This window comes from Kribbibacterium absianum (assembly GCF_030067705.1).
In the GTDB taxonomy this organism is placed as follows: domain Bacteria; phylum Actinomycetota; class Coriobacteriia; order Coriobacteriales; family Atopobiaceae; genus Kribbibacterium; species Kribbibacterium absianum.
Window position 1 is genome coordinate 1 of record NZ_JASJEX010000003.1, and the last position, 18598, is coordinate 18598.

Sequence of the window (18598 nt, forward strand, 5' to 3'; positions counted from 1 at the left end):
GGCGGGGGTGGCACACCCGGTCCCATGCCGAACCCGGAAGTTAAGGCCCCGAGCGCCGATGGTACTGCAGCGTCAGGCTGTGGGAGAGCAGGGCGCCGCCGGCCCGCGAGGGACGCTTCGAAGGACCTCAATCTTCGGATTGGGGTCCTTTGCTATGTATCGAGGGGTTCTGTCCGATGCCGAGTGCGAGCTGCGCATCGCGAGGTTCAACGGGGTGGTGCTTAAGTGACACCCAAAACGACCGCATCTCTCGTGATCCCGGGTTCTGCGCTCTAAGAGCTGCTGGGGTGTCACTGGATTGACACCCAAAGCGCACGTGGGGCTCCGTCTCCCGGGGTTTGCACGCCTGCGGCTTCTGGGGTGGCGCTCGGTCGACACCCTAGCGCTTCTCGCTCGCACCGACGCGAGCGCTGCCCTGGTGCGCCGGGTGCACCTGAATCTGATTGCCTCGGGGGCTCACAAGAAGCCTCCCGAATCCGGGCTGCCAGTGAGCAGGCGAGGGTTCGGGAGGCTTTCGGCCCAGGGGTCTTCTTTTGGACCTATCTCGGCGTCTAGAACTTGCCGGGGACGCCGTTGTCGGCCGCCTCGGCGGCGAGTCGCGCCTTGGTTTCCGGGATGTCCTCAAGGCTGTAGGGCGTCATCTGGTAGACGTAGTTGAGCCAGTTGCGCCAGAGCAGGTTCGCGTGGGAACGCCAGGTGAAGATCGGCTGTTCCTCTGGGTTGTTGTGGGGGAAGTAGTTCTCCGGCAGCTGGATGGGGAGCCCTGCGTGGAAGTCGCGCCAGTACTCTTGCGCGAGCGTGTCCCTGCCGTACTCGAAGTGCCCGAGCACATAGACCTCCGAGAAGTCCCTCGTGGCAACGAGCGCCGGTCCGGAGCTTAGCCCTTCGGAGAGGACCTGGAGCGTCGGGTCCCGTGCGATGGCGTGTGGGTCCGGTGTGGCGTGGCGCGAGTGCGGCATGTTGTGGACTTCGTCGAAGCCGTTGGTGAGGAAACTGTACTCGTCGCAGAGGCGCTGGGGGAAGACGCCGAAGAGCTTGGAGCCCAGGAGCTTCTTCTGGACGCCGTGAAGGTGGTAGAGCCCCGCCATCGCGCCCCAGCAGAGGTACACGGTGCTGAAGACGTGCGTCTGTGCCCAGTCCATGATGCGCACGAGCTCGTCCCAGTAATCGACCTCTTCGAAGGGCATCTCCTCGACCGGGGCGCCCGTGATGACCAGGCCGTCGTAGTAGCCGGGCTCGTAGGCGGAGAAGGGCTCGTAGAAGGTCTCCAGGTGGGTCTTGGAGGTGTGCTTCGACTCATGGCTGGTCACGCGCATGAAGTCGACCTCCACCTGGAGCGGGCTCTTGGAGATGAGGCGCAGGATCTGGGTCTCCGTCTCCACCTTGGTGGGCATCAGATTGAGGACCACCACCTTGAGCGGGCGGATGTCCTGGCGGGTGGCCACCTCTTCCTCAAGGGCGAAGATGCGCTCCTGGCGGAGGGTCTCTTTGGCCGGAAGGCCGTCGGCGACTTTGATGGGCATAGAGGGCTCCTGTCAAAAACAGCTGAATGCCCATTGTAGGGAGATGCGGCCCGTCGGCCAAACGGGCGGTCGCCGAATGAGCGGACCCGAACGAGGCTGGCACCTCGCACGGACGGGCATGAAGAACGCCCCGGGGCTCGGTGAGCCTCGGGGCGCAGATGGCACGGCGATGGGGCGGGGGCTACTGCTTGTCCTCCAGGTCCGCCGCGCTCTCCTCCACGATCTCGTCGAACGCGACCTCGGTAGCGCTTTCGGAGCCGGCCTTTTTGTCGGTGGCCTCCTGTGCAGCCTGCTTGGCGGTGTCGGCGGCGTCCTGCTCCTCGACGACCGTCTCGACCTCGGTCACGGCTGCGCACACGGGGGCTGCGGGCTCGGCTGCCTCTTTCGCGGTGTCGGCCTTCGCGGCCGCAGCGGCGGCGTCAAGCTCGTCCTCCTGGGCAGAAGCGACGCTCGCGGCGGGGGAGGGCTGCTCCGGCGCCTTCTCGTAGTCCTCGTTGTCGGCCTTGTCGACGAGCGCCGTCACGACCTGGTCGCGGTTGTCGGCGATCTTCTGGGCGCGCTCCTCGGCGGCTTCCTCGCAGGGGAGCTCGGCCGCCTTCTCGCGCTTGCGCATCACGAAGAACGCCGCAAAGGACAGGACGCACGGCACGATCAGGAAGAACCAGTAGGCCGGGAAGAAGCAGATGCCGAGGATGTAGACAAAGGCGGCGCCGAGGTTCCACCAGCTGACGCCGAGGAAGAGCGCCAGGGCGGTCAGCACGCAGCCGACGGCGGTGGCGATGAAGTGCGGCGTCAGGATGTAGATGGCGAGCAGCGCCATCGGCTCTTCGGACGCCAACGCGCCGCCCCAATAAATGAGGCAGTAGAACACATAGGCGAGGGCGAAAATGAACGCCACGATGGTAATCACCCTCTGGTTGATGGTCTGGTTGTCGAATCTCTTCGCCATGGCGGTCTCCGTCGGATCGATGATTCTTGTAGGACGTAAAAGCGGGTACCCATGGAGCGGTTCAGCTAGTTTGCACAAGGGGCTAGACTGGGGCAGTCCTACGCACAAACCGGAGCCGGCGCGGTGAGACGGGCCGGCTCGCAGAGAAAGGCCCACCCATGCAGCGCACCACCATCGAGAAGATCTACGAGGACGTCGAGGGGTTCGCCGGCAGACCGGTGACCGTCGCCGGCTGGGTGCGCTCGGTGCGCGACATGAAGAACTTCGGCTTCGTGACGCTCAACGACGGCAGCTGCTTCAAGGACCTCCAGGCCGTGATGAATCGCGACGCGGTCGAGAATTACGACGAGGTCGCCGGCGTGGGCGTGGGCTCCTCGCTCGTGATCGAGGGGGTCGTCGAGGCCACGCCGGACCGTCCGCAGCCCTTTGAGCTCAAGGCCGAGAGGATCGTGGTCGAGGGGCCTGCCGCGCCCGACTATCCAATGCAGAAGAAGCGCGCCACCCGGGAGTTCCTGCGCACGCAGCAGCACCTGCGGAGCCGCACCAATCTCTTCCGGGCCGTGTTCCGCGTGCGCTCGGTGGCGGCCTTCGCCATCCACCAGTTCTTCCAGGAGCGCGGCTTTGTCTATGTGACGACGCCGATCATCACCACAAGCGACGCCGAGGGCGCCGGCGAGATGTTCCGCGTGACGACGCTCGACGTGGAGAACCCGCCGCGCCTGGAGGACGGCTCGGTGGACTGGGCCCAGGATTTCTTTGGCCATGCCGCGAGCCTCACGGTGTCGGGCCAGCTGCAGGCGGAGAACTTCGCGATGTCCTTTGGCGACGTCTACACCTTTGGGCCCACGTTCCGCGCGGAGAACTCCAACACGCGCCGGCACGCCGCCGAGTTCTGGATGGTGGAGCCGGAGATGGCGTTCTGCGACCTGGACGGCGACATGGACGTCGCGGAGGCCATGCTCAAGGTGGTCATCCGCCAGGTGATGGACCGGTGCCCGGACGAGATGGAGATGTTCAACAAGTTCGTGGACAAGGGCCTCGTCGAGCGCCTGGAGCACGTGGCGTCGAGCGAGTTCGCAAGGGTGACGTACACCGAGGCCATCGAGATCCTCGAGAAGGCGCAGGCCGACGGCCATGCGTTTGAGTACCCCGTGAGCTGGGGCATCGACCTCCAGACCGAGCACGAGCGCTACCTCACCGAGGAGCACTTCAAGCGGCCGACCTTCGTGACCGACTACCCGGCCCAGATCAAGGCCTTCTACATGCGCCTCAACGACGACGGCAGAACCGTGGCGGCCTGCGACTGCCTGGTGCCGGGCATCGGCGAGATCATCGGCGGCTCCCAGCGCGAGGAGCGGCTCGAGCTGCTCGAGGAGCGCATCGAGGCGCTCGGCATGGACAAGGAGCAGTACAAGTACTACCTGGACCTGCGCCGCTACGGCACCTGCGAGCACGCCGGCTTCGGCCTTGGCTTCGAGCGGCTGGTGATGTACCTCACCGGCATCGACAACATCCGCGACGTGCTGCCGCATCCCCGGACCGTGGGGAACGCGGAGTTCTAGGCGCCGGGCTCCCGGTGAGACAAAGCCAAGAGACGAAAACGTCCCATCCCTCTGTGAACTGCGGGGTGGGACGTTTTCGTCTCTCAAGACTGTCTCACGCGCGCTCAGTCCTGTAGTCTTAAAACTGGTGTATCAGACAGATGAAGACGTCCGGAGTGGCTGCGCTTTCTGCGAGCTGCCAGGTGCCGGAAGCAAACCTGAGATCTCCTACACTTGAAACCGTGTCGATTCGCGTCGGGGCGAGAGGGCGCCGGCGCCGTGAATGAGAAGAAAGGAGTCAGCATGGCCCGCTTGCACGTCATGGAGCGGAGCGAGGCACAAGCCGTGATGGACGGCCTGCACACCGCGCTGGAGCACCGGCTCAGCGTCAGCTCGCTCGCCCCATGCCCGGTGGAGTTCACCGCCGCGTACATCGCCATGTGCGCCACCCAGAGCTGCGGCAAATGCACGCCCTGCCGCGTGGGTCTCAACACCCTGCACGACCTCTTTGACGAGGTGCTCGAGAACCGCGCCACCCCTGCCACGCTCGACCTCATCGAGCGCACGGCCCGCTCCATCTACCTGTCCGCGGACTGCGCCATCGGCTACGAGGCGGCGGACATGGCGCTCACGGCGATCCGGGGCTTCCGCGACGATTTCGAGAGCCATGTGCACAACCACGCCTGCGGCTTCAAGCAGAGCGAGCTCGTGCCCTGCGTGTCGGGCTGCCCGGCGGGCGTGGACATCCCCGGTTACATCAGCCTCGTGGAGGCGGGCCGCTACACCGACGCCGTCAAGCTCATCCGCAAGGACAACCCGCTGCCGCTCGTCTGTGGCTACGTGTGCGAGCATCCCTGCGAGATGCACTGCCGCCGCGGCATGGTGGACGACCCGATGAACATCCGCGGCCTCAAGCGCTACGCCGTGGACCACATGGACCAGGACTACGTGCCCGAGACCTGCGAGGCCACGGGCAAGCGCGTCGCCGTCGTGGGCGGCGGCCCGGCCGGGCTCTCGGCCGCCCACTACCTCAGCGGCATGGGCCACGACGTCACGATCTTCGAGGCGCGCAAGCACCTCGGCGGCATGCTCCGCTACGGCATCCCCAACTACCGGCTGCCGCACGACCTGCTCGAGCAGGAGATCGGCTGGATCCTCTCCTCGGGCATCGACGTGGAGCTGGAGCACCCGATCGACGACCTTGCCGAGCTCAAGGACTTCGACGCCGTGTACCTGGCCATCGGCGCCCATGGCGACAACCGCCTCGGGCTGCCGGGCGAGGACGCGCAGGGTGTGATCAGCGCCGTCGAGATGCTCCGCGCCGTGGGCGACGAGATGCCCCCCGACTTCACGGGCAAGCGCGTGTGCGTGGTGGGCGGCGGCAACGTGGCCATGGACGTGGCCCGCTCCGCCGTGCGCTGCGGCGCCGAGAAGGTGACGATCGTCTACCGCCGTCGCGTCGCGGACATGACGGCCCAGGACGAGGAGATCGCCGGCGCCGAGGCCGAGGGCTGCGAGCTGCTCGAGCTCCACGCCCCGGTGTCCATCGAGGCCAACGAGGACGGCGTCGTCACGGGGCTCCGCGTCCAGCCGCAGATCATCGGCGGCCTCAAGCGCGGGCGCCCGGCGCCGCGCGACGCCGCCGCCGAGGAGGTCGTGATCCCCTGCGACATCGTCGCGGTGGCCATCGGCCAGAAGATCCTCTCGGACGACTTCGCGAGCCAGGGCATCCCCACCAAGTGGGGGCGCATCCAGGCAGCCGAGGACGGGTCGGTGGCCGAGGTGGAGGGCGTGTTCGCCGGCGGCGACTGCCAGTCGGGGCCTGCGACGGTGATCCGCGCCGTCAACGCCGGCAAGGTGGCCGCAGGCAACATCGACAACTACCTGGGCTTCAACCACGAGGTGTCCTGCGACGTGGAGCTGCCGCCGGTGCAGTTCAAGGGCAAGACCAGCTGCGCCCGTTGCGAGATGACCGAGCGCGAGGCGTCTGACCGTACCTGCGACTTCGACCTGGTGGAGCACGGCCTCACGGAGGAAGAGGCCCATCAGGAGGCGAGCCGCTGCCTGCGCTGCGACCACTTTGGCTTCGGCGCGTTCCGCGGAGGGAGGATCCACCAATGGTGACGTTGACCATCGACGGGCGCGAGGTCACGGTGCCCGAGCACACCAGCATTCTGGAGGCGTGCCGCACGGCCGGCGTCAAGGTGCCGACCCTCTGCTACCTCAAAGGCCTGAACGAGATCGGCGCGTGCCGCGTGTGTCTCGTCGAGGTGGAGGGCATCGACCAGCTGGTGGCCTCCTGCAACAACGAGGCGCTCGACGGCATGGTGGTCAAGACCACGTCGCCGCGCGTGCGCCAGGCCCGCAAGGCGAACGTCGAGTTCCTGCTCTCGCGCCACGACACCGCGTGCACCAGCTGCGTGCGGTCCGGCAACTGCAGCCTGCAGACCGTGGCCAACGACCTCGGCGTCACGAGCCTGCCCTACAAGGTGGACCTCACGCACCGCGAGTGGGACATGGACTTCCCGCTCATCCGCGACGCCGACAAGTGCATCCACTGCCTGCGCTGCATCCAGGTGTGCGACAGGATGCAGAACACCGGGGTGTGGGACCTCATCAACCGCTCGAGCCACACGGCCGTGGGCGTGACCGGCGGCGCGCCGATCTCTGAGACCGACTGCGCCCTCTGCGGCCAGTGCATCACCCACTGCCCGGTGGGCGCGCTGCGCGAGCGCGACGACACCGAGCGCGTCTTCGACGCCATCGCCGACCCCGATACCACCGTCGTCGTGCAGATCGCGCCGGCCGTCCGTGCCGCGTGGGGGGAGCCGCTCGGCCTGTCCCACGACGAGGCCACGGTGGAGCTGCTCGCCGCGTGCCTCAAGCAGCTCGGCGTGGACTATGTGTTCGACACGAGCTTCTCGGCCGACCTCACCATCATGGAGGAGGGCAGCGAGCTGCTGAGGAACGTGGCCGAGCACCCGGGCGAGCTGCCGATGTTCACGAGCTGCTGCCCCGGCTGGGTCCGCTACTGCAAGGCGCACCACCCGGAGATGGTGGACCACCTGTCCACCTCCAAGAGCCCGGGCCAGATGTTCGGCGCCGTGACCAAGAGCTACTTCGCCGAGCAGGCCGGCATCGACCCGCACAAGATCTTCTCGGTGGAGATCATGCCCTGCCTGGCCAAGAAATCCGAGGTGGACATCCCGGCGATGAGCGACGCGTGCGGCGACCCGGACGTGGACGTGTCCCTGACCGTCCGCGAGCTGGACCGTATGATCAAGGCCGGCATGGTGGTGCCGCAGCAGCTCGAGGAGGTGGAGCTGGACGACCCGCTCGGCACGTACACCGGCGCCGGCGTGATCTTCGGCGCCACCGGCGGCGTGATGGAGGCGGCGCTGCGCACCGCGCACGCGATTGCCACCGGCCGCGAGGCCGACGCCGACGCGTTCAAGGACGTCCGCGGCCAGGACGGATGGAAGGAGGCCGCGTTCGACCTCGGCGGCACGCCGGTCCGCGTGGCCGTGGCCCACGGGCTCGGCAATGCGGAGAAGCTCATCCAGGCCGTGAACAACGGTGACGCCACCTATGACTTCATCGAGGTCATGGCCTGTCCCGGCGGCTGCGTGGGTGGCGGTGGCCAGCCCATCCACGACGGCGAGGAGCGCGCCGAGGAGCGCGGCGAGGTGCTGTGGGAGCTCGACCGCGAGATGCCCCTGCGCCGGAGCCACGAGAACCCGCAGATCAAGGCCGTGTACGACGAGTTCTTCGGCGAGCCGCTGTCCGAGAAGGCCGAGGAGCTGCTGCACACCGACCATCACGCGTGGAAGATGCCGACGGAGGCCTAACGTCTCCGGACGCTTCGGTCAAAGCCGTTTGTCCACGCCTGGACGCTTCGGAGAGAGCCATTTGTCCACGCTCCACTCGGCTGGAGCGTGGACATTTTGCTTTGACCGAAGCGGTTTGGCTCGCGCTGCACTTTTCCACCAGAGAGGCCCCGGGAACTACAGCCCAAGTGTTTCGGACTGTAGTTCCCGGGGCTTTTGTCGCGCGGACGCGCCCAGAAGTGCAGCGCGAAACGGCCCTGTTAGGCGACCGCCTCAAGCGCCTGACCCAGGTCCGCGATGATGTCGTCCGCGGACTCCAGGCCGCAGGACAGGCGCACGAGGCCCGGCTCCACGCCGGCGGCCGCCAGCTGCTCGTCGGTGAGCTGGCGGTGGGTCGAGCTGGCGGGATGCAGCACGCAGGTCTGGGAGTCGGCCACGTGCACCTCGATGCGCGCGAGCTTCAGGTGGTCGAGCAGCGCCGCTGCCTTCTCGCGGCCGCCCTCCATCTCAAAGGAGATGACGCCGCAGCAACCGTTCGGCAGGTACTTCTCGGCCAGCCCGTGGTCGGGGTCGCTCTCCAACTCGGGGGAGTGCACCGCGGCGATGCCCGGCTGCCCTTGCAGCCACGCGGCCACGGCGCGGGCGTTCTTCACATGCTGGGCCATGCGCAGCGGCAGCGTCTCCAGCGACTCGTTGAGCAAAAACGCGTTGGTGGCCGGCGGATACGCCCCGAGGTCGCGCATCAGCTGCACGCGGGCCTTCACGATATAGGCCGCAGCCCCGAAGTCGCGGGTGTACACGACGCCGTGGTAGCTCTCGTCCGGCTCGGTGAGCTCGGGGTACCTGCCGCTCGCCGCCCAATCGAACCTTCCCGAGTCCACGATCGCGCCGCCCACGATGCGCGCCTGCCCGTCCATGTACTTGGTGGTGGAGTGCGTGACGATGTCCGCGCCCCACTCGAAGGGCCGGCAGAGCACGGGCGTCGGGAACGTGTTGTCGACGATCAGCGGCACGCCGGCGGCATGGGCCGCTGCGGCGAACTTCTCGATGTCGAGCACGGCGAGCGCGGGGTTGGCGACCGTCTCGCCAAAGAACGCGCGGGTGGTGGGCCGCACGGCGGCGGCCAGCTCCTCCGGCGTGGAGCGCGGGGACACGTAGGTGACGTCGATGCCGAAGCGCTTGAGCGTGACCGAGAACAGATTGACCGTCCCGCCATAAATCGTGGACGACGCCACGATGTGGTCGCCGGCGGACGCGATGTTGAGCACCGCGATGAGGTTCGCGGCCTGGCCGGAGCTGGTGAGCAGCGCGCCCACGCCGCCCTCGAGCGCGGCGATCTTCTTCTCGCAGGCGTCGCAGGTGGGGTTGGCGATGCGGCTGTAGAAGAAGCCGTCCTCGGTGAGGTCGAAGAGCCGGGCCACCTCTTCGGTCGAGTCGTAGGGGAAGGTCGTCGATAGCGCGATGGGCAGGTTGCGGGGCTCGCCGTTGCCGGCCTGGTAGCCGGCGTGGATGCAGGCGGTGTTCATATCCATGGGTGTCCTCCTGAAACGTTGGTAAAACACAGGGTAGCGCTGGTGGGGACTGGCCGGCCGTGCGGTAACAGGGTCGATAAGGCGCGCTGCGGGCCGGTGGCCGTGCTGAAAGGTGGCCGTCGGCGATACAAGACGGGCTCGATTGCGGGCAGGCCGTTCAGCCCCCTCGATGCTCTCGAGATAGGGGGCCGTGGACTATTCGATTGGAGTCCAATCGTAGAATCAATCGAAAGCGTTTTCGATTGTTCTTACGATTGGAGCGTCCGTGAAAGAGGCCAGGAACCTGGAGTTCAAGGAGCGTGTGTCGGACTCATTCCTCAAGACCGTGAGCGCATTTGCCAACTACGACGGGGGCAAGATCCTTTTCGGAGTTCGGGACGACGGAACGACGATGCCTCTGGCAGACCCTGCGGGCGCCTGTCTGGCCATCGAAAACAAGGTCAACGATTCGATTCATCCACAGCCGGACTACGCCTTGGACATCGGCTCGGACGGCGTCGTCGTGCTTACGGTCTCTCCTGGCGCCTCAAAGCCGTATTACTACAGGTCTCGTGCGTATCGGCGGGCCGATACGTCCACTGTGGAAGCCGACGCCTTGGCTCTCAGCCGCCTCGTCTTGGAAGGCCGGCGTCTTTCTTTCGAGCGGCTGCCCAGCGCCGACCAGAATCTGCGCTTCTCGGTTCTAGAGGAATGGGCAAAGGACCGAATCGGTCTGGAGCGTTTTGACGAGGACACGCTCAAAACGCTCAACCTCCTCTCTCCCGACGGCGTTTACAACAACGCCGGCGCGCTCTTGGCCGACGGCAATCAGTTTCCCGGCATCGACATGGCCTATTTCGGCGAGACGGTCAGCATCATCCTTGACCGGGCGGCCTTTGCCGGCCAGTCCCTCTTGTCGCAGTATGAGTCGGCCGTTCGCATCTTCCACACCCATTACGTCTACGAACAGGTCGAGGGTTCGAGTCGTGTTGCGCACGAGCGGATCCCCGAGACTGCGTTCCGTGAGGCAGTGGCCAACGCGCTCGTGCATCGCACATGGGACATGCCGGCCAACGTGCGCGTGGCCATGGATGACACGGGAATCGAGGTGACGTCGCCAGGGGGATTGCCCGCGGGCATCACTGAGAGCCAGTACCTTCGGGATGAGCTGTCCGTGCCGCGAAACCCAATCCTGGCGGGAGTGTTCTTCCGGCTCCGTCTCATCGAGGCCTTTGGCACGGGCGTGCGAAGGATCCTCCAGGCCTACGAGGGCAGTGCCGCGCAGCCGTCCTTCTCGGTGCGGGAGAACTCGATCGTGGTCACGCTGCCCGTGCTGTCCGAGAGGCTCGACCTCTCGGAGGACGAGCGCCGCATCTACGACCTGTTGCGCGTCACGAGGCCTCGTCCCCTCAGCGAGCTTGGCGCCGAGACGGGCTATTCCAAGTCCAAGGTCAACGTGCTGGTGAAGCGGCTCATCGACAGAGGGCTGGTGGCAAAAACCGGCGCGGGTCGCGCGACCAAGTATCGGAGGCTGAGGTAAGGCTCCTGGGCGCCCCCCGCTCCGCCACACGAAAAAGGCCCCCATCGCTGGGGGCCTTCATGCAACGCTTGGATGCCGATGAGGGACTAGTCCTCGACGATCTCGGTGATGGCGCCGGTCGGGCAGGCCTCAAGGCAGGCGCCGCAGGCGATGCAGTTCTCCTCGTTCGCAACGACGGCGGAGTCGTCGCCAAGCTCAAGGGTGTCGGTCGGGCACGCGTCAACGCACACTCCGCAGCAGATGCACTCGTCAGCGTCGATTACGGGATGGGCCATGATGATCTCCTCGTGCTGGTAGGGTCGGCGCCTCCTCCAGGGGCGCCCCGATGGATGTGAATGTACCATCCCGGGTCCTGTTTGCAAGGATCATCCGCAGCGCTTTCGCGGAACCCCGGCCCAACCATCGCAGCAGCTAGATGGCAATACTCCCACAAGTAAGCCGGTATTAACTCTAAACTGTCCGCCCCGCTGCGAGCCAGGGGTTCTGTCATTGACTTGTGTAAATGCAGGACGCGCCCCTTGACAAAACCCCAGCTCCGGGACGTCGGACAACCTTACGTTGTGGAGATGAGGAAATCTATCACGAAGTGACTTAGATAATGTGTAGGATGTTCCGTAAAGGATATAAGCCCATCCGTGTAGGGTCGCACCGACCCGGTGGCTTGCAGGGGGCTCTACCCTGAGGGCGTCCCCCTCAACGTGCTCACGAAGCCTGCACGAATGGCGAGAACGAAAGGAAGCAAAGATGGCCAACAAGATCCTCGGCATCGACCTCGGCACCACCAACTCCGCTATGGCAGTGCTCGAGGGCGGCGAGCCCACGATCATCGTCAACGCTGAGGGCGACCGCACGACCCCGTCGGTCGTGTCGTTCCTCCCGGACGGCGAGCGCCTCGTGGGCAAGGCCGCCAAGAACCGCGCCGTGACCAACCCGGAGAACACCGTGTTCTCCATCAAGCGTTTCATGGGTCGCAAGTACGACGAGGTCGAGTCCGAGATCAAGACGGTCCCGTACGACGTCAAGCCGGGCAAGGACGGCCGCGTCGTCATCGAGATCGAGGGCACCGACTACACCCCCGAGCAGATCAGCGCGATGATCCTCGGCAAGATGAAGGCCGACGCCGAGAAGTACCTGGGCGAGACCATCACCGAGGCCGTCATCACCGTGCCGGCCTACTTCAACGACGCCCAGCGCCAGGCCACCAAGGACGCCGGCAAGATCGCCGGCCTCGAGGTCAAGCGCATCGTCAACGAGCCCACCGCGGCCGCCCTGGCCTACGGTCTCGAGAAGGCCGACGGCGACCAGAAGATCTTGGTCTTCGACCTCGGCGGTGGCACCTTCGACGTGTCGTTGCTCGAGCTGGCCGACGGCGTGACCGAGGTGCTCGCCACCAACGGCGACAACCACCTCGGCGGCGACGACTGGGACCAGCGGATCATCGACTGGGCCGCCGACAAGTTCCTCAAGGAGACCAACGTCGACATCCGCAAGGACCCGATGGCCCTTCAGCGCCTCAAGGAGGCCGCGGAGAACGCCAAGAAGGAGCTCTCCTCCGCGCAGCAGGCCACGATCAACCTGCCGTTCATCACGAGCGTCGACAACACCCCGAAGCACCTCTCCTACACGCTGACCCGCGCTGAGTTCGAGCGCCTGACCAAGGACCTGCTCGACCGCTGCAAGGCGCCGGTGGAGAAGGCCCTGAAGGACGCCGGCCTCAACATCAACCAGGTGGACGAGGTCATCCTCGTCGGCGGCTCCACCCGCATGCCCGCCGTGCAGGAGCTGGTGCAGAAGCTCACCGGCAAGAAGCCGAACATGTCCGTGAACCCGGACGAGGTCGTCGCCGACGGTGCCGCCGTCCAGGGCGGCGTGCTCACCGGCGACGTTGACGGCATCCTGCTGCTCGACGTCACCCCGCTGTCCCTCGGCGTCGAGACCATGGGCGGCGTGATGACCAAGATGATCGACCGCAACACCACGATCCCGACCTCCAAGACCGAGATCTACTCCACCGCGGCCGACAACCAGACCTCCGTCGAGATCAACGTGCTCCAGGGCGAGCGCGAGTTCGCCGCCGACAACAAGTCCCTCGGCCGCTTCCAGCTGACCGGCATCCCGGCGGCCCGTCGCGGCACCCCGAAGATCGAGGTCACCTTCGACATCGACGCCAACGGCATCGTGAAGGTCTCCGCCAAGGACCTCGGCACCGGCAAGGAGCAGCAGATCACGATCTCCGGCTCCACCGCGCTGTCCGACGACGAGGTCGACCGCATGGTCAAGGACGCCGAGGCCAACGCCGAGGAGGACAAGAAGCGCAAGGCCGACATCGAGACCCGCAACCAGGTCGACAGCCTGTGCTACTCCACCGAGGAGACCCTCAAGGACCTCGGCGACAAGGTGCCGGCCGACCTCAAGCGTGACGCCGACGAGGTCATCGAGGAGACCAAGCAGGCCATGGAGGGCACCGACATCGACAAGATCAAGGGGTGCGGCGACAAGCTCCAGGAGATCGGCCACAAGCTGGCCGAGGTGGTCTACGCGAACGCCCAGACCCCCGAGGGCCAGCAGGCCGCTCAGGACGAGGAGGACGTCGTGGACGCCGACTACGAGGTCGTCGACGACAGCGAGGACGAGTCCAAGTAACCCCCTGCGTCTCTGACAGCAGTAACGCGATCTGACGAGCCTTGGGGGAGGTGACTTCCCCAAGGCTTTGCCTGTGAGGAGGCTCGATGGACAACCAGAACCACGGCGACCTGGACCCCCAGATGGTCGAGGCGGCCATCAAGGCGGGGGAGCAAGCCGCCGCCGAGGACATCAAGGCCGAGGCCGAGAAGACCAAGGCCGAGCGCGACGACCTGCTCGCGCAGCTGTCGGACGCCCAGGCGGCCTATGAGAAGGCGCAGGTGGAGGCGGACGAGGCCAAGGCCCGCACTGCCCGGCTCCAGGCCGATTGGGACAACTTCCGCAAGCGCACGGCGAACGAGCGCGAGGCCGAGAAGGCCCGCGCCACCGAGAAGATGGTGGAGCAGCTGCTCCCCGCCGTCGACGACCTCGAGCGCGCCATCGACCACGCGAAGACGATCGACGACGCGCAGGTCACCGAGATGGCCATGGGCGTCGAAGCCGTGTACCACAAGATCCTCGAGGTCTTCGAGCGTCAGGGCGTCGAGGTCATCGACCCGGCCGGCGAGGCGTTCGACCCGCTCGAGGACCAGGCCGTCGGCCGTGTGGAGGACGCGCAGGCCTACGACGACTCCGTGGCGCAGGTGCTGCGGCGCGGGTATCGCATGGGCGGCAAGGTCATCCGCTCCGCGATGGTGACGGTCACGTTCGGCGGCCCGAAGCGCCCGGTCGAGGCGCCCGACGACGGCGAGCCGAGCGACAAGTAAACCACGAGCGCCGGGCCGGCCACCTGGGTCTGCCCGGCGCATCACTCTCTTAAGGAAGGAGGTGCCCCTATGGCGAAGAAGAACTTTTACGACGTGCTCGGCGTGGGCCGCGACGCGACCCAGGACGAGATCAAGAAGGCGTTCCGCAAGCTGGCCCAGAAGTACCATCCGGACACCGGCGGCGACGAGGCCAAGTTCAAGGAGATCTCCGAGGCCTACGACACGCTCTCCGATCCCGAGAAGCGCAAGGAGTACGACCAGGTGCTCATGTTCGGCGGCATTCCCGGAGCCGACTTCGGCGGCGACGGCGGCCGCGGGCGCGCCTACACCTACAACGACATGGGCGGCTTCGACTTCTCGGACATCTTCGGGGGCGGGGACGACGGCGGCTTCGGCGGTTTCGACTTCTCGTCCATCTTCGGGGGCGCCGGTGGCGCCCGCGCGTCGCGTCCCGCCAAGGGCTCCGACCTCACGATGTCCATCGACGTCACCTTCGCCGAGTCGCTGGAGGGCGCCGAGCGCAAGGTGACCTACCGGGTGCCGTCCACCGGCGAGGAGCAGACCCTGACGGTCAAGATCCCGGCCGGCGCCATCAACGGCGGCAAGCTGCGGTACCGCAAGCGCGGCGAGTTCGGCACCAACGGCGGCGAGCGCGGCGACCTCGTGATCACCACCAAGGTGGCCGAGCACCCGGTCTTCAAGCGCGACGGCGCCAACGTGCGCATGGACCTGCCCGTCTCCATCTACGAGGCGACGCTCGGCGCGACGATCGAGGTGCCGACGCCCGAGGGCAAGACCGTGCGCCTCAAGGTGCCCAAGGGCACGCAGGACGGCAAGGTCTTCCGCTTCAAGGAGCTGGGAGCCCCGGACGTCAAGAAGAAGGGCGCCAAGGGCGCGCTCTACGTGACGATCAAGGTGGACGTGCCCACGCGCCTCTCGAAAGAGGAGCGCGCGGCCCTCGAGGAGGCCCAGGCGGCCGACCATCACGACTGCCGCAAGGACCTGATGAAGGAAGCAAAGAAGCGCTAACGGCGCAGAGCAGGGGAGGGGGTCTCCATGGCAGGGCACGACAAGGGCGACAGGAACAAGCCGCTGTACATGATCAGCGTGGCCGCCGAGCTGTGCGGCATGCACCCGCAGACCCTGCGCGTCTACGAGCAGAAGGGGCTCGTGAACCCCGGGCGTTCCCGCGGCAACACGCGGCTCTACTCCCAGGCGGACATCGAGCGGCTCAACCTGATCGGCCAGCTCACCGACGAGGGCATCAACCTCGCGGGCGTGGTCCGCATCCTCGACATGCGCGAGCGCGCCGAGGAGCGGGACGCCGAGATCGACGAGCTCCGCGCCCGCGTCCGCGAGCTGCAGGACGAGGTCCACGAGCTCAAGACCAGGGTGCGCATCACCGAGCTGGCGCCCTACGAGGGGAACGACCGCACGAGCCTCTATGGCCTTTTGGCGGGTCCCAAGAGCCAAGACCGCTCGTGACCTGCACGGCGGGCATAGACCCAGTCGGATCGCTGTCCCCTCATATCGGAAATTGGTCTGAATCTAAGTGAAATCAAAGGAGGCACGCATGAACGTTAACAAGCTCTCGGTGACGGCCGCAGAGGCGCTCCAAACGGCGCTCGGCATCGCCAACGACGCGGACGCGGCCACCTGTGAGCCCGTGCACTTGCTCAAGGCCCTCGTGAGCTGCGGCGAGCGCAACCTGGACTCGATCATCGAGAAGGTCGGCGCCAAGCCGCTCCTGGTCGAGGCCGAGGCGTCCGACGCCATCGCCAAGGAGCCCAAGGTCTCCGGCGCCGGCCTGTCCCAGGTGAGCATCTCGCGCTCGCTGGACAAGGTGTTCAACGAGGCCGAGAAGCTCGCCGCCAAGATGGGCGACGCCTACGTCACCACCGAGCACCTGCTCGTGGCCCTCTGCGAGGACAAGGGCGCGGCGGGCCAGATCCTCAAGAACAACGGCCTCACCGCCAAGCGCGTCGAGGAGACCTACGACCAGCTGCGCGGCGACGAGCGCGTCACGAGCCAGGACTCCAAGCCGGAGTTCGAGGCCCTCGAGCGCTACGGGCGCAACGTCACCGAGCTTGCCCGCATGGGCAAGCTGGACCCGGTGATCGGCCGCACCGAGGAGATCCGCCGCACCATCCAGGTGCTCTCCCGCCGCACCAAGAACAACCCCGTCCTTATCGGCGAGCCGGGCGTCGGCAAGACCGCCATCGTCGAGGGCCTGGCCGAGCGCATCGTCGCCGGCGACGTGCCCTCCACGCTCAAGGACAAGGACATCGTCGAGCTGGACATGAGCGCCCTTGTGGCCGGCGCCAAGTACCGCGGCGAGTTCGAGGAGCGCCTGAAGTCCGTGGTCAAGGAGGTGCAGAAGTCCGACGGCCAGGTGATCCTGTTCATCGACGAGCTGCACACCATCGTGGGCGCGGGCGCGAGCGAGGGCTCCATGGACGCCGGCAACATCCTGAAGCCGGCCCTGGCCCGCGGCGAGCTGCGCGCCATCGGCGCCACGACGCTCGACGAGTACCGCAAGTACATCGAGAAGGACGCCGCCCTGGCCCGCCGTTTCCAGACGGTCTTCGTCTCCGAGCCCACGGTCGAGGACACCATCTCGATCCTCCGTGGCCTCAAGGAGAAGTACGAGATGCACCACGGCGTGCGCATCACCGATGCGGCGCTGGTCTCGGCCGCCGACCTCTCGAACCGCTACATCTCCGACCGCTTCCTGCCGGACAAGGCCATCGACCTCGTGGACGAGGCCGCCAGCCGCCTGCGCATGGAGCTGGACTCCATGCCCACCGAGATCGACCAGCTCGACCGTCGCTACACGCGGATGCAGATCGAGGAGCAGGCGCTCATGAAGGAGGAGGACGCCGCCTCCAAGGACCGCCTGGAGCAGCTGCGAAAGGAGCTCGCCCTCACCCGCGAGAAGCTCGACGGCATGAAGGCCCAGTGGCAGAACGAGAAGAGCGTCATCGACCAGGTGCAGGACCTCAAGCGCCAGCTGGACGAGGCCCATCACGAGGAGGAGGTCGCGACCCGCTCGGGCGACCTCGCCAAGGCGTCCGAGATCCGCTACGCCACGATCCCCGACCTGCAGCGCCAGTACGACGAGGCCGAGAAGCTCCTGATGGACAAGCAGGACTCCGGCATGCTCAAGGAGGAGGTCACCACCGGCGAGATCGCCGAGGTGGTCTCCAGCTGGACCGGCGTGCCCGTGACCAAGATGATGCAGGGCGAGATGGACAAGCTCGCCAACCTCGAGGAGGAGCTGCACAAGCGGGTCATCGGCCAGGACGACGCCGTCAAGGCCGTGGCCGCCGCCGTGCGCCGCAGCCGCGCCGGGCTGTCCGACCCCGACCGCCCGATCGGCTCGTTCTTCTTCCTCGGCCCCACCGGTGTGGGCAAGACCGAGCTGGCCAAGGCGCTCGCCGACTATCTGTTCGACGACGAGCACGCCCTCGTGCGCATCGACATGTCCGAGTACATGGAGAAGTTCTCGGTCCAGCGCCTCATCGGCGCGCCCCCGGGATACGTGGGCTACGACGAGGGCGGCCAGCTGACCGAGGCCGTGCGCCGCAGGCCCTACTCCGTGATCCTGCTCGACGAGATGGAGAAGGCCAACCCGGACGTCTTCAACATCCTTTTGCAGGTGCTCGACGACGGTCGCCTGACCGACGGCCAGGGCCGCGTCGTGTCCTTCAAGAACACGATCATCATCATGACGTCGAACGTGGGCTCGCAGTACATCGCGAGCGCCAACGCGATCGCGCATCCGGAGGAGGTCACCGAGCAGGTGAACGAGGCCCTGCGCGCCACGTTCAAGCCGGAGTTCCTGAACCGCATCGACGACGTGGTGGTGTTCCACGCGCTGATGCTCGACGACATCGAGAAGATCGTCGACATCCAGCTCAAGGACGTGCGCGAGCGTCTCGAGAAGCAGCGCATCAAGCTGCGCCTGTCGCCCTCTGCGGTGCAGGCCCTGGCGCTCGAGGGCCTCGACCCGGTCTACGGCGCGCGCCCGCTTAAGCGCCTGATTCAGCGCCAGGTGGTGGACAACGTGGCCACCCTCGTGATCAACGGCAAGGTGCGCGAGGGCGACACCGTGCTCGTGGACGTGAACGAGGCCGACGAGTTCTACGCGCGCCTTGACGGCGAGGACGTGAGCGACGACGCCGAGGACGTCCCGGTGGAGCCGGAGATCGTGGACTAACGAGAACGCGACCCATCGATATATTGTGAGCTGCAAGGCCGGTCTTCCCGCAGGAAGGCCGGCCTTTCTCATTGGGCGCGCCGGCCTAGGTTAGGATTG

General features: G+C 66.5%; 13 protein-coding genes and 1 rRNA gene. 10 read left to right on the forward strand and 4 right to left on the reverse strand.

Translation table 11 applies throughout. The features are described from left to right. A 5S ribosomal RNA gene (gene rrf / locus QJ043_RS05660) occupies positions 1-104 on the forward strand; the annotation flags it as partial. 447 nt (positions 105-551) lie between these two features. Here rrf and QJ043_RS05665 read toward each other — a convergent pair. Beyond that, entirely contained in the window at positions 552-1523 is a 972-nt protein-coding gene (locus tag QJ043_RS05665) for a homoserine O-succinyltransferase (protein WP_283712695.1), read from the reverse strand. 181 nt (positions 1524-1704) lie between these two features. Then, a complete protein-coding gene (locus QJ043_RS05670; protein ID WP_283712696.1) occupies positions 1705-2472 on the reverse strand; it encodes an MATE family efflux transporter in 768 nt (255 codons plus the stop codon). Between the two features lie 158 nt (positions 2473-2630). Between QJ043_RS05670 and asnS the strand changes: the two genes are divergently transcribed. The 3 genes from asnS to QJ043_RS05685 all read left to right on the forward strand — a co-directional run bounded on the left by asnS (position 2631) and on the right by QJ043_RS05685 (position 7861). Then, positions 2631-4034 (forward strand): asparagine--tRNA ligase, encoded by a 1404-nt coding sequence (gene asnS / locus QJ043_RS05675; protein WP_283712697.1) that lies wholly within the window; start codon positions 2631-2633, stop codon positions 4032-4034. 282 nt (positions 4035-4316) lie between these two features. Next, positions 4317-6137, forward strand: a complete 1821-nt coding sequence (locus tag QJ043_RS05680) for an NAD(P)-binding protein (protein WP_283712698.1) — start codon at positions 4317-4319, stop codon at positions 6135-6137. Beyond that, positions 6131-7861: a [FeFe] hydrogenase, group A gene (locus QJ043_RS05685; protein WP_283712699.1), complete on the forward strand. Its 1731-nt coding sequence runs from the start codon at positions 6131-6133 to the stop codon at positions 7859-7861. The genes QJ043_RS05680 and QJ043_RS05685 overlap by 7 nt, the downstream gene beginning before the upstream one ends. A 239-nt stretch (positions 7862-8100) precedes the next feature. Here the strand turns inward: QJ043_RS05685 and QJ043_RS05690 are convergent, their stop codons facing one another. Continuing rightward, the gene (locus QJ043_RS05690; RefSeq protein ID WP_283712700.1) at positions 8101-9372 is read right to left on the reverse strand and encodes an O-acetylhomoserine aminocarboxypropyltransferase/cysteine synthase family protein; all 1272 of its coding nucleotides are present in this window, start codon (positions 9370-9372) and stop codon (positions 8101-8103) included. 265 nt (positions 9373-9637) lie between these two features. Here QJ043_RS05690 and QJ043_RS05695 point away from each other — a divergent pair, with 265 nt between their 5' ends. Beyond that, positions 9638-10891 (forward strand): ATP-binding protein, encoded by a 1254-nt coding sequence (locus QJ043_RS05695; RefSeq protein ID WP_283712701.1) that lies wholly within the window; start codon positions 9638-9640, stop codon positions 10889-10891. An 86-nt stretch (positions 10892-10977) separates the two neighbouring features. On the opposite strand, the gene QJ043_RS05700 is transcribed toward QJ043_RS05695, so the two are convergent. Further along, on the reverse strand, positions 10978-11166 hold the full coding sequence (locus tag QJ043_RS05700) for an ATP-binding protein (RefSeq protein ID WP_283712702.1): 189 nt from the start codon (positions 11164-11166) through the stop codon (positions 10978-10980). Positions 11167-11635: 469 nt separating this feature from the next. Between QJ043_RS05700 and dnaK the strand changes: the two genes are divergently transcribed. From dnaK to clpB, 5 genes are all read left to right on the forward strand, one after another. Next, positions 11636-13534 carry a molecular chaperone DnaK gene (gene dnaK, locus QJ043_RS05705; RefSeq protein WP_283712703.1) on the forward strand — a complete coding sequence of 633 codons (1899 nt, stop codon included), beginning with the start codon at positions 11636-11638 and terminating at the stop codon, positions 13532-13534. An 86-nt stretch (positions 13535-13620) separates the two neighbouring features. Beyond that, positions 13621-14280, forward strand: a complete 660-nt coding sequence (locus QJ043_RS05710; protein WP_283712704.1) for a nucleotide exchange factor GrpE — start codon at positions 13621-13623, stop codon at positions 14278-14280. 69 nt (positions 14281-14349) lie between these two features. Next, positions 14350-15309 carry a DnaJ C-terminal domain-containing protein gene (locus QJ043_RS05715; protein ID WP_283712705.1) on the forward strand — a complete coding sequence of 320 codons (960 nt, stop codon included), beginning with the start codon at positions 14350-14352 and terminating at the stop codon, positions 15307-15309. A 27-nt stretch (positions 15310-15336) separates the two neighbouring features. Then, positions 15337-15765 (forward strand): heat shock protein transcriptional repressor HspR, encoded by a 429-nt coding sequence (locus QJ043_RS05720; RefSeq protein ID WP_283712706.1) that lies wholly within the window; start codon positions 15337-15339, stop codon positions 15763-15765. Positions 15766-15853: 88 nt separating this feature from the next. Then, complete coding sequence (clpB, locus tag QJ043_RS05725) at positions 15854-18499, forward strand: ATP-dependent chaperone ClpB (RefSeq protein ID WP_283712707.1); 2646 nt, start codon at positions 15854-15856, stop codon at positions 18497-18499. Positions 18500-18598: the final 99 nt, after the last annotated feature.

Bases quoted from the DNA above. Each gene is read 5' to 3' on its own strand.
- QJ043_RS05665 (WP_283712695.1), bottom strand. From the start codon at position 1,523: ATGCCCATCAAAGTCGCCGACGGCCTTCCGGCCAAAGAGACCCTCCGC.
- QJ043_RS05670 (WP_283712696.1), bottom strand. From the start codon at position 2,472: ATGGCGAAGAGATTCGACAACCAGACCATCAACCAGAGGGTGATTACC.
- asnS (WP_283712697.1), top strand. From the start codon at position 2,631: ATGCAGCGCACCACCATCGAGAAGATCTACGAGGACGTCGAGGGGTTC.
- QJ043_RS05680 (WP_283712698.1), top strand. From the start codon at position 4,317: ATGGCCCGCTTGCACGTCATGGAGCGGAGCGAGGCACAAGCCGTGATG.
- QJ043_RS05685 (WP_283712699.1), top strand. From the start codon at position 6,131: ATGGTGACGTTGACCATCGACGGGCGCGAGGTCACGGTGCCCGAGCAC.
- QJ043_RS05690 (WP_283712700.1), bottom strand. From the start codon at position 9,372: ATGGATATGAACACCGCCTGCATCCACGCCGGCTACCAGGCCGGCAAC.
- QJ043_RS05700 (WP_283712702.1), bottom strand. From the start codon at position 11,166: ATGGCCCATCCCGTAATCGACGCTGACGAGTGCATCTGCTGCGGAGTG.
- dnaK (WP_283712703.1), top strand. From the start codon at position 11,636: ATGGCCAACAAGATCCTCGGCATCGACCTCGGCACCACCAACTCCGCT.
- QJ043_RS05710 (WP_283712704.1), top strand. From the start codon at position 13,621: ATGGACAACCAGAACCACGGCGACCTGGACCCCCAGATGGTCGAGGCG.
- QJ043_RS05715 (WP_283712705.1), top strand. From the start codon at position 14,350: ATGGCGAAGAAGAACTTTTACGACGTGCTCGGCGTGGGCCGCGACGCG.
- QJ043_RS05720 (WP_283712706.1), top strand. From the start codon at position 15,337: ATGGCAGGGCACGACAAGGGCGACAGGAACAAGCCGCTGTACATGATC.
- clpB (WP_283712707.1), top strand. From the start codon at position 15,854: ATGAACGTTAACAAGCTCTCGGTGACGGCCGCAGAGGCGCTCCAAACG.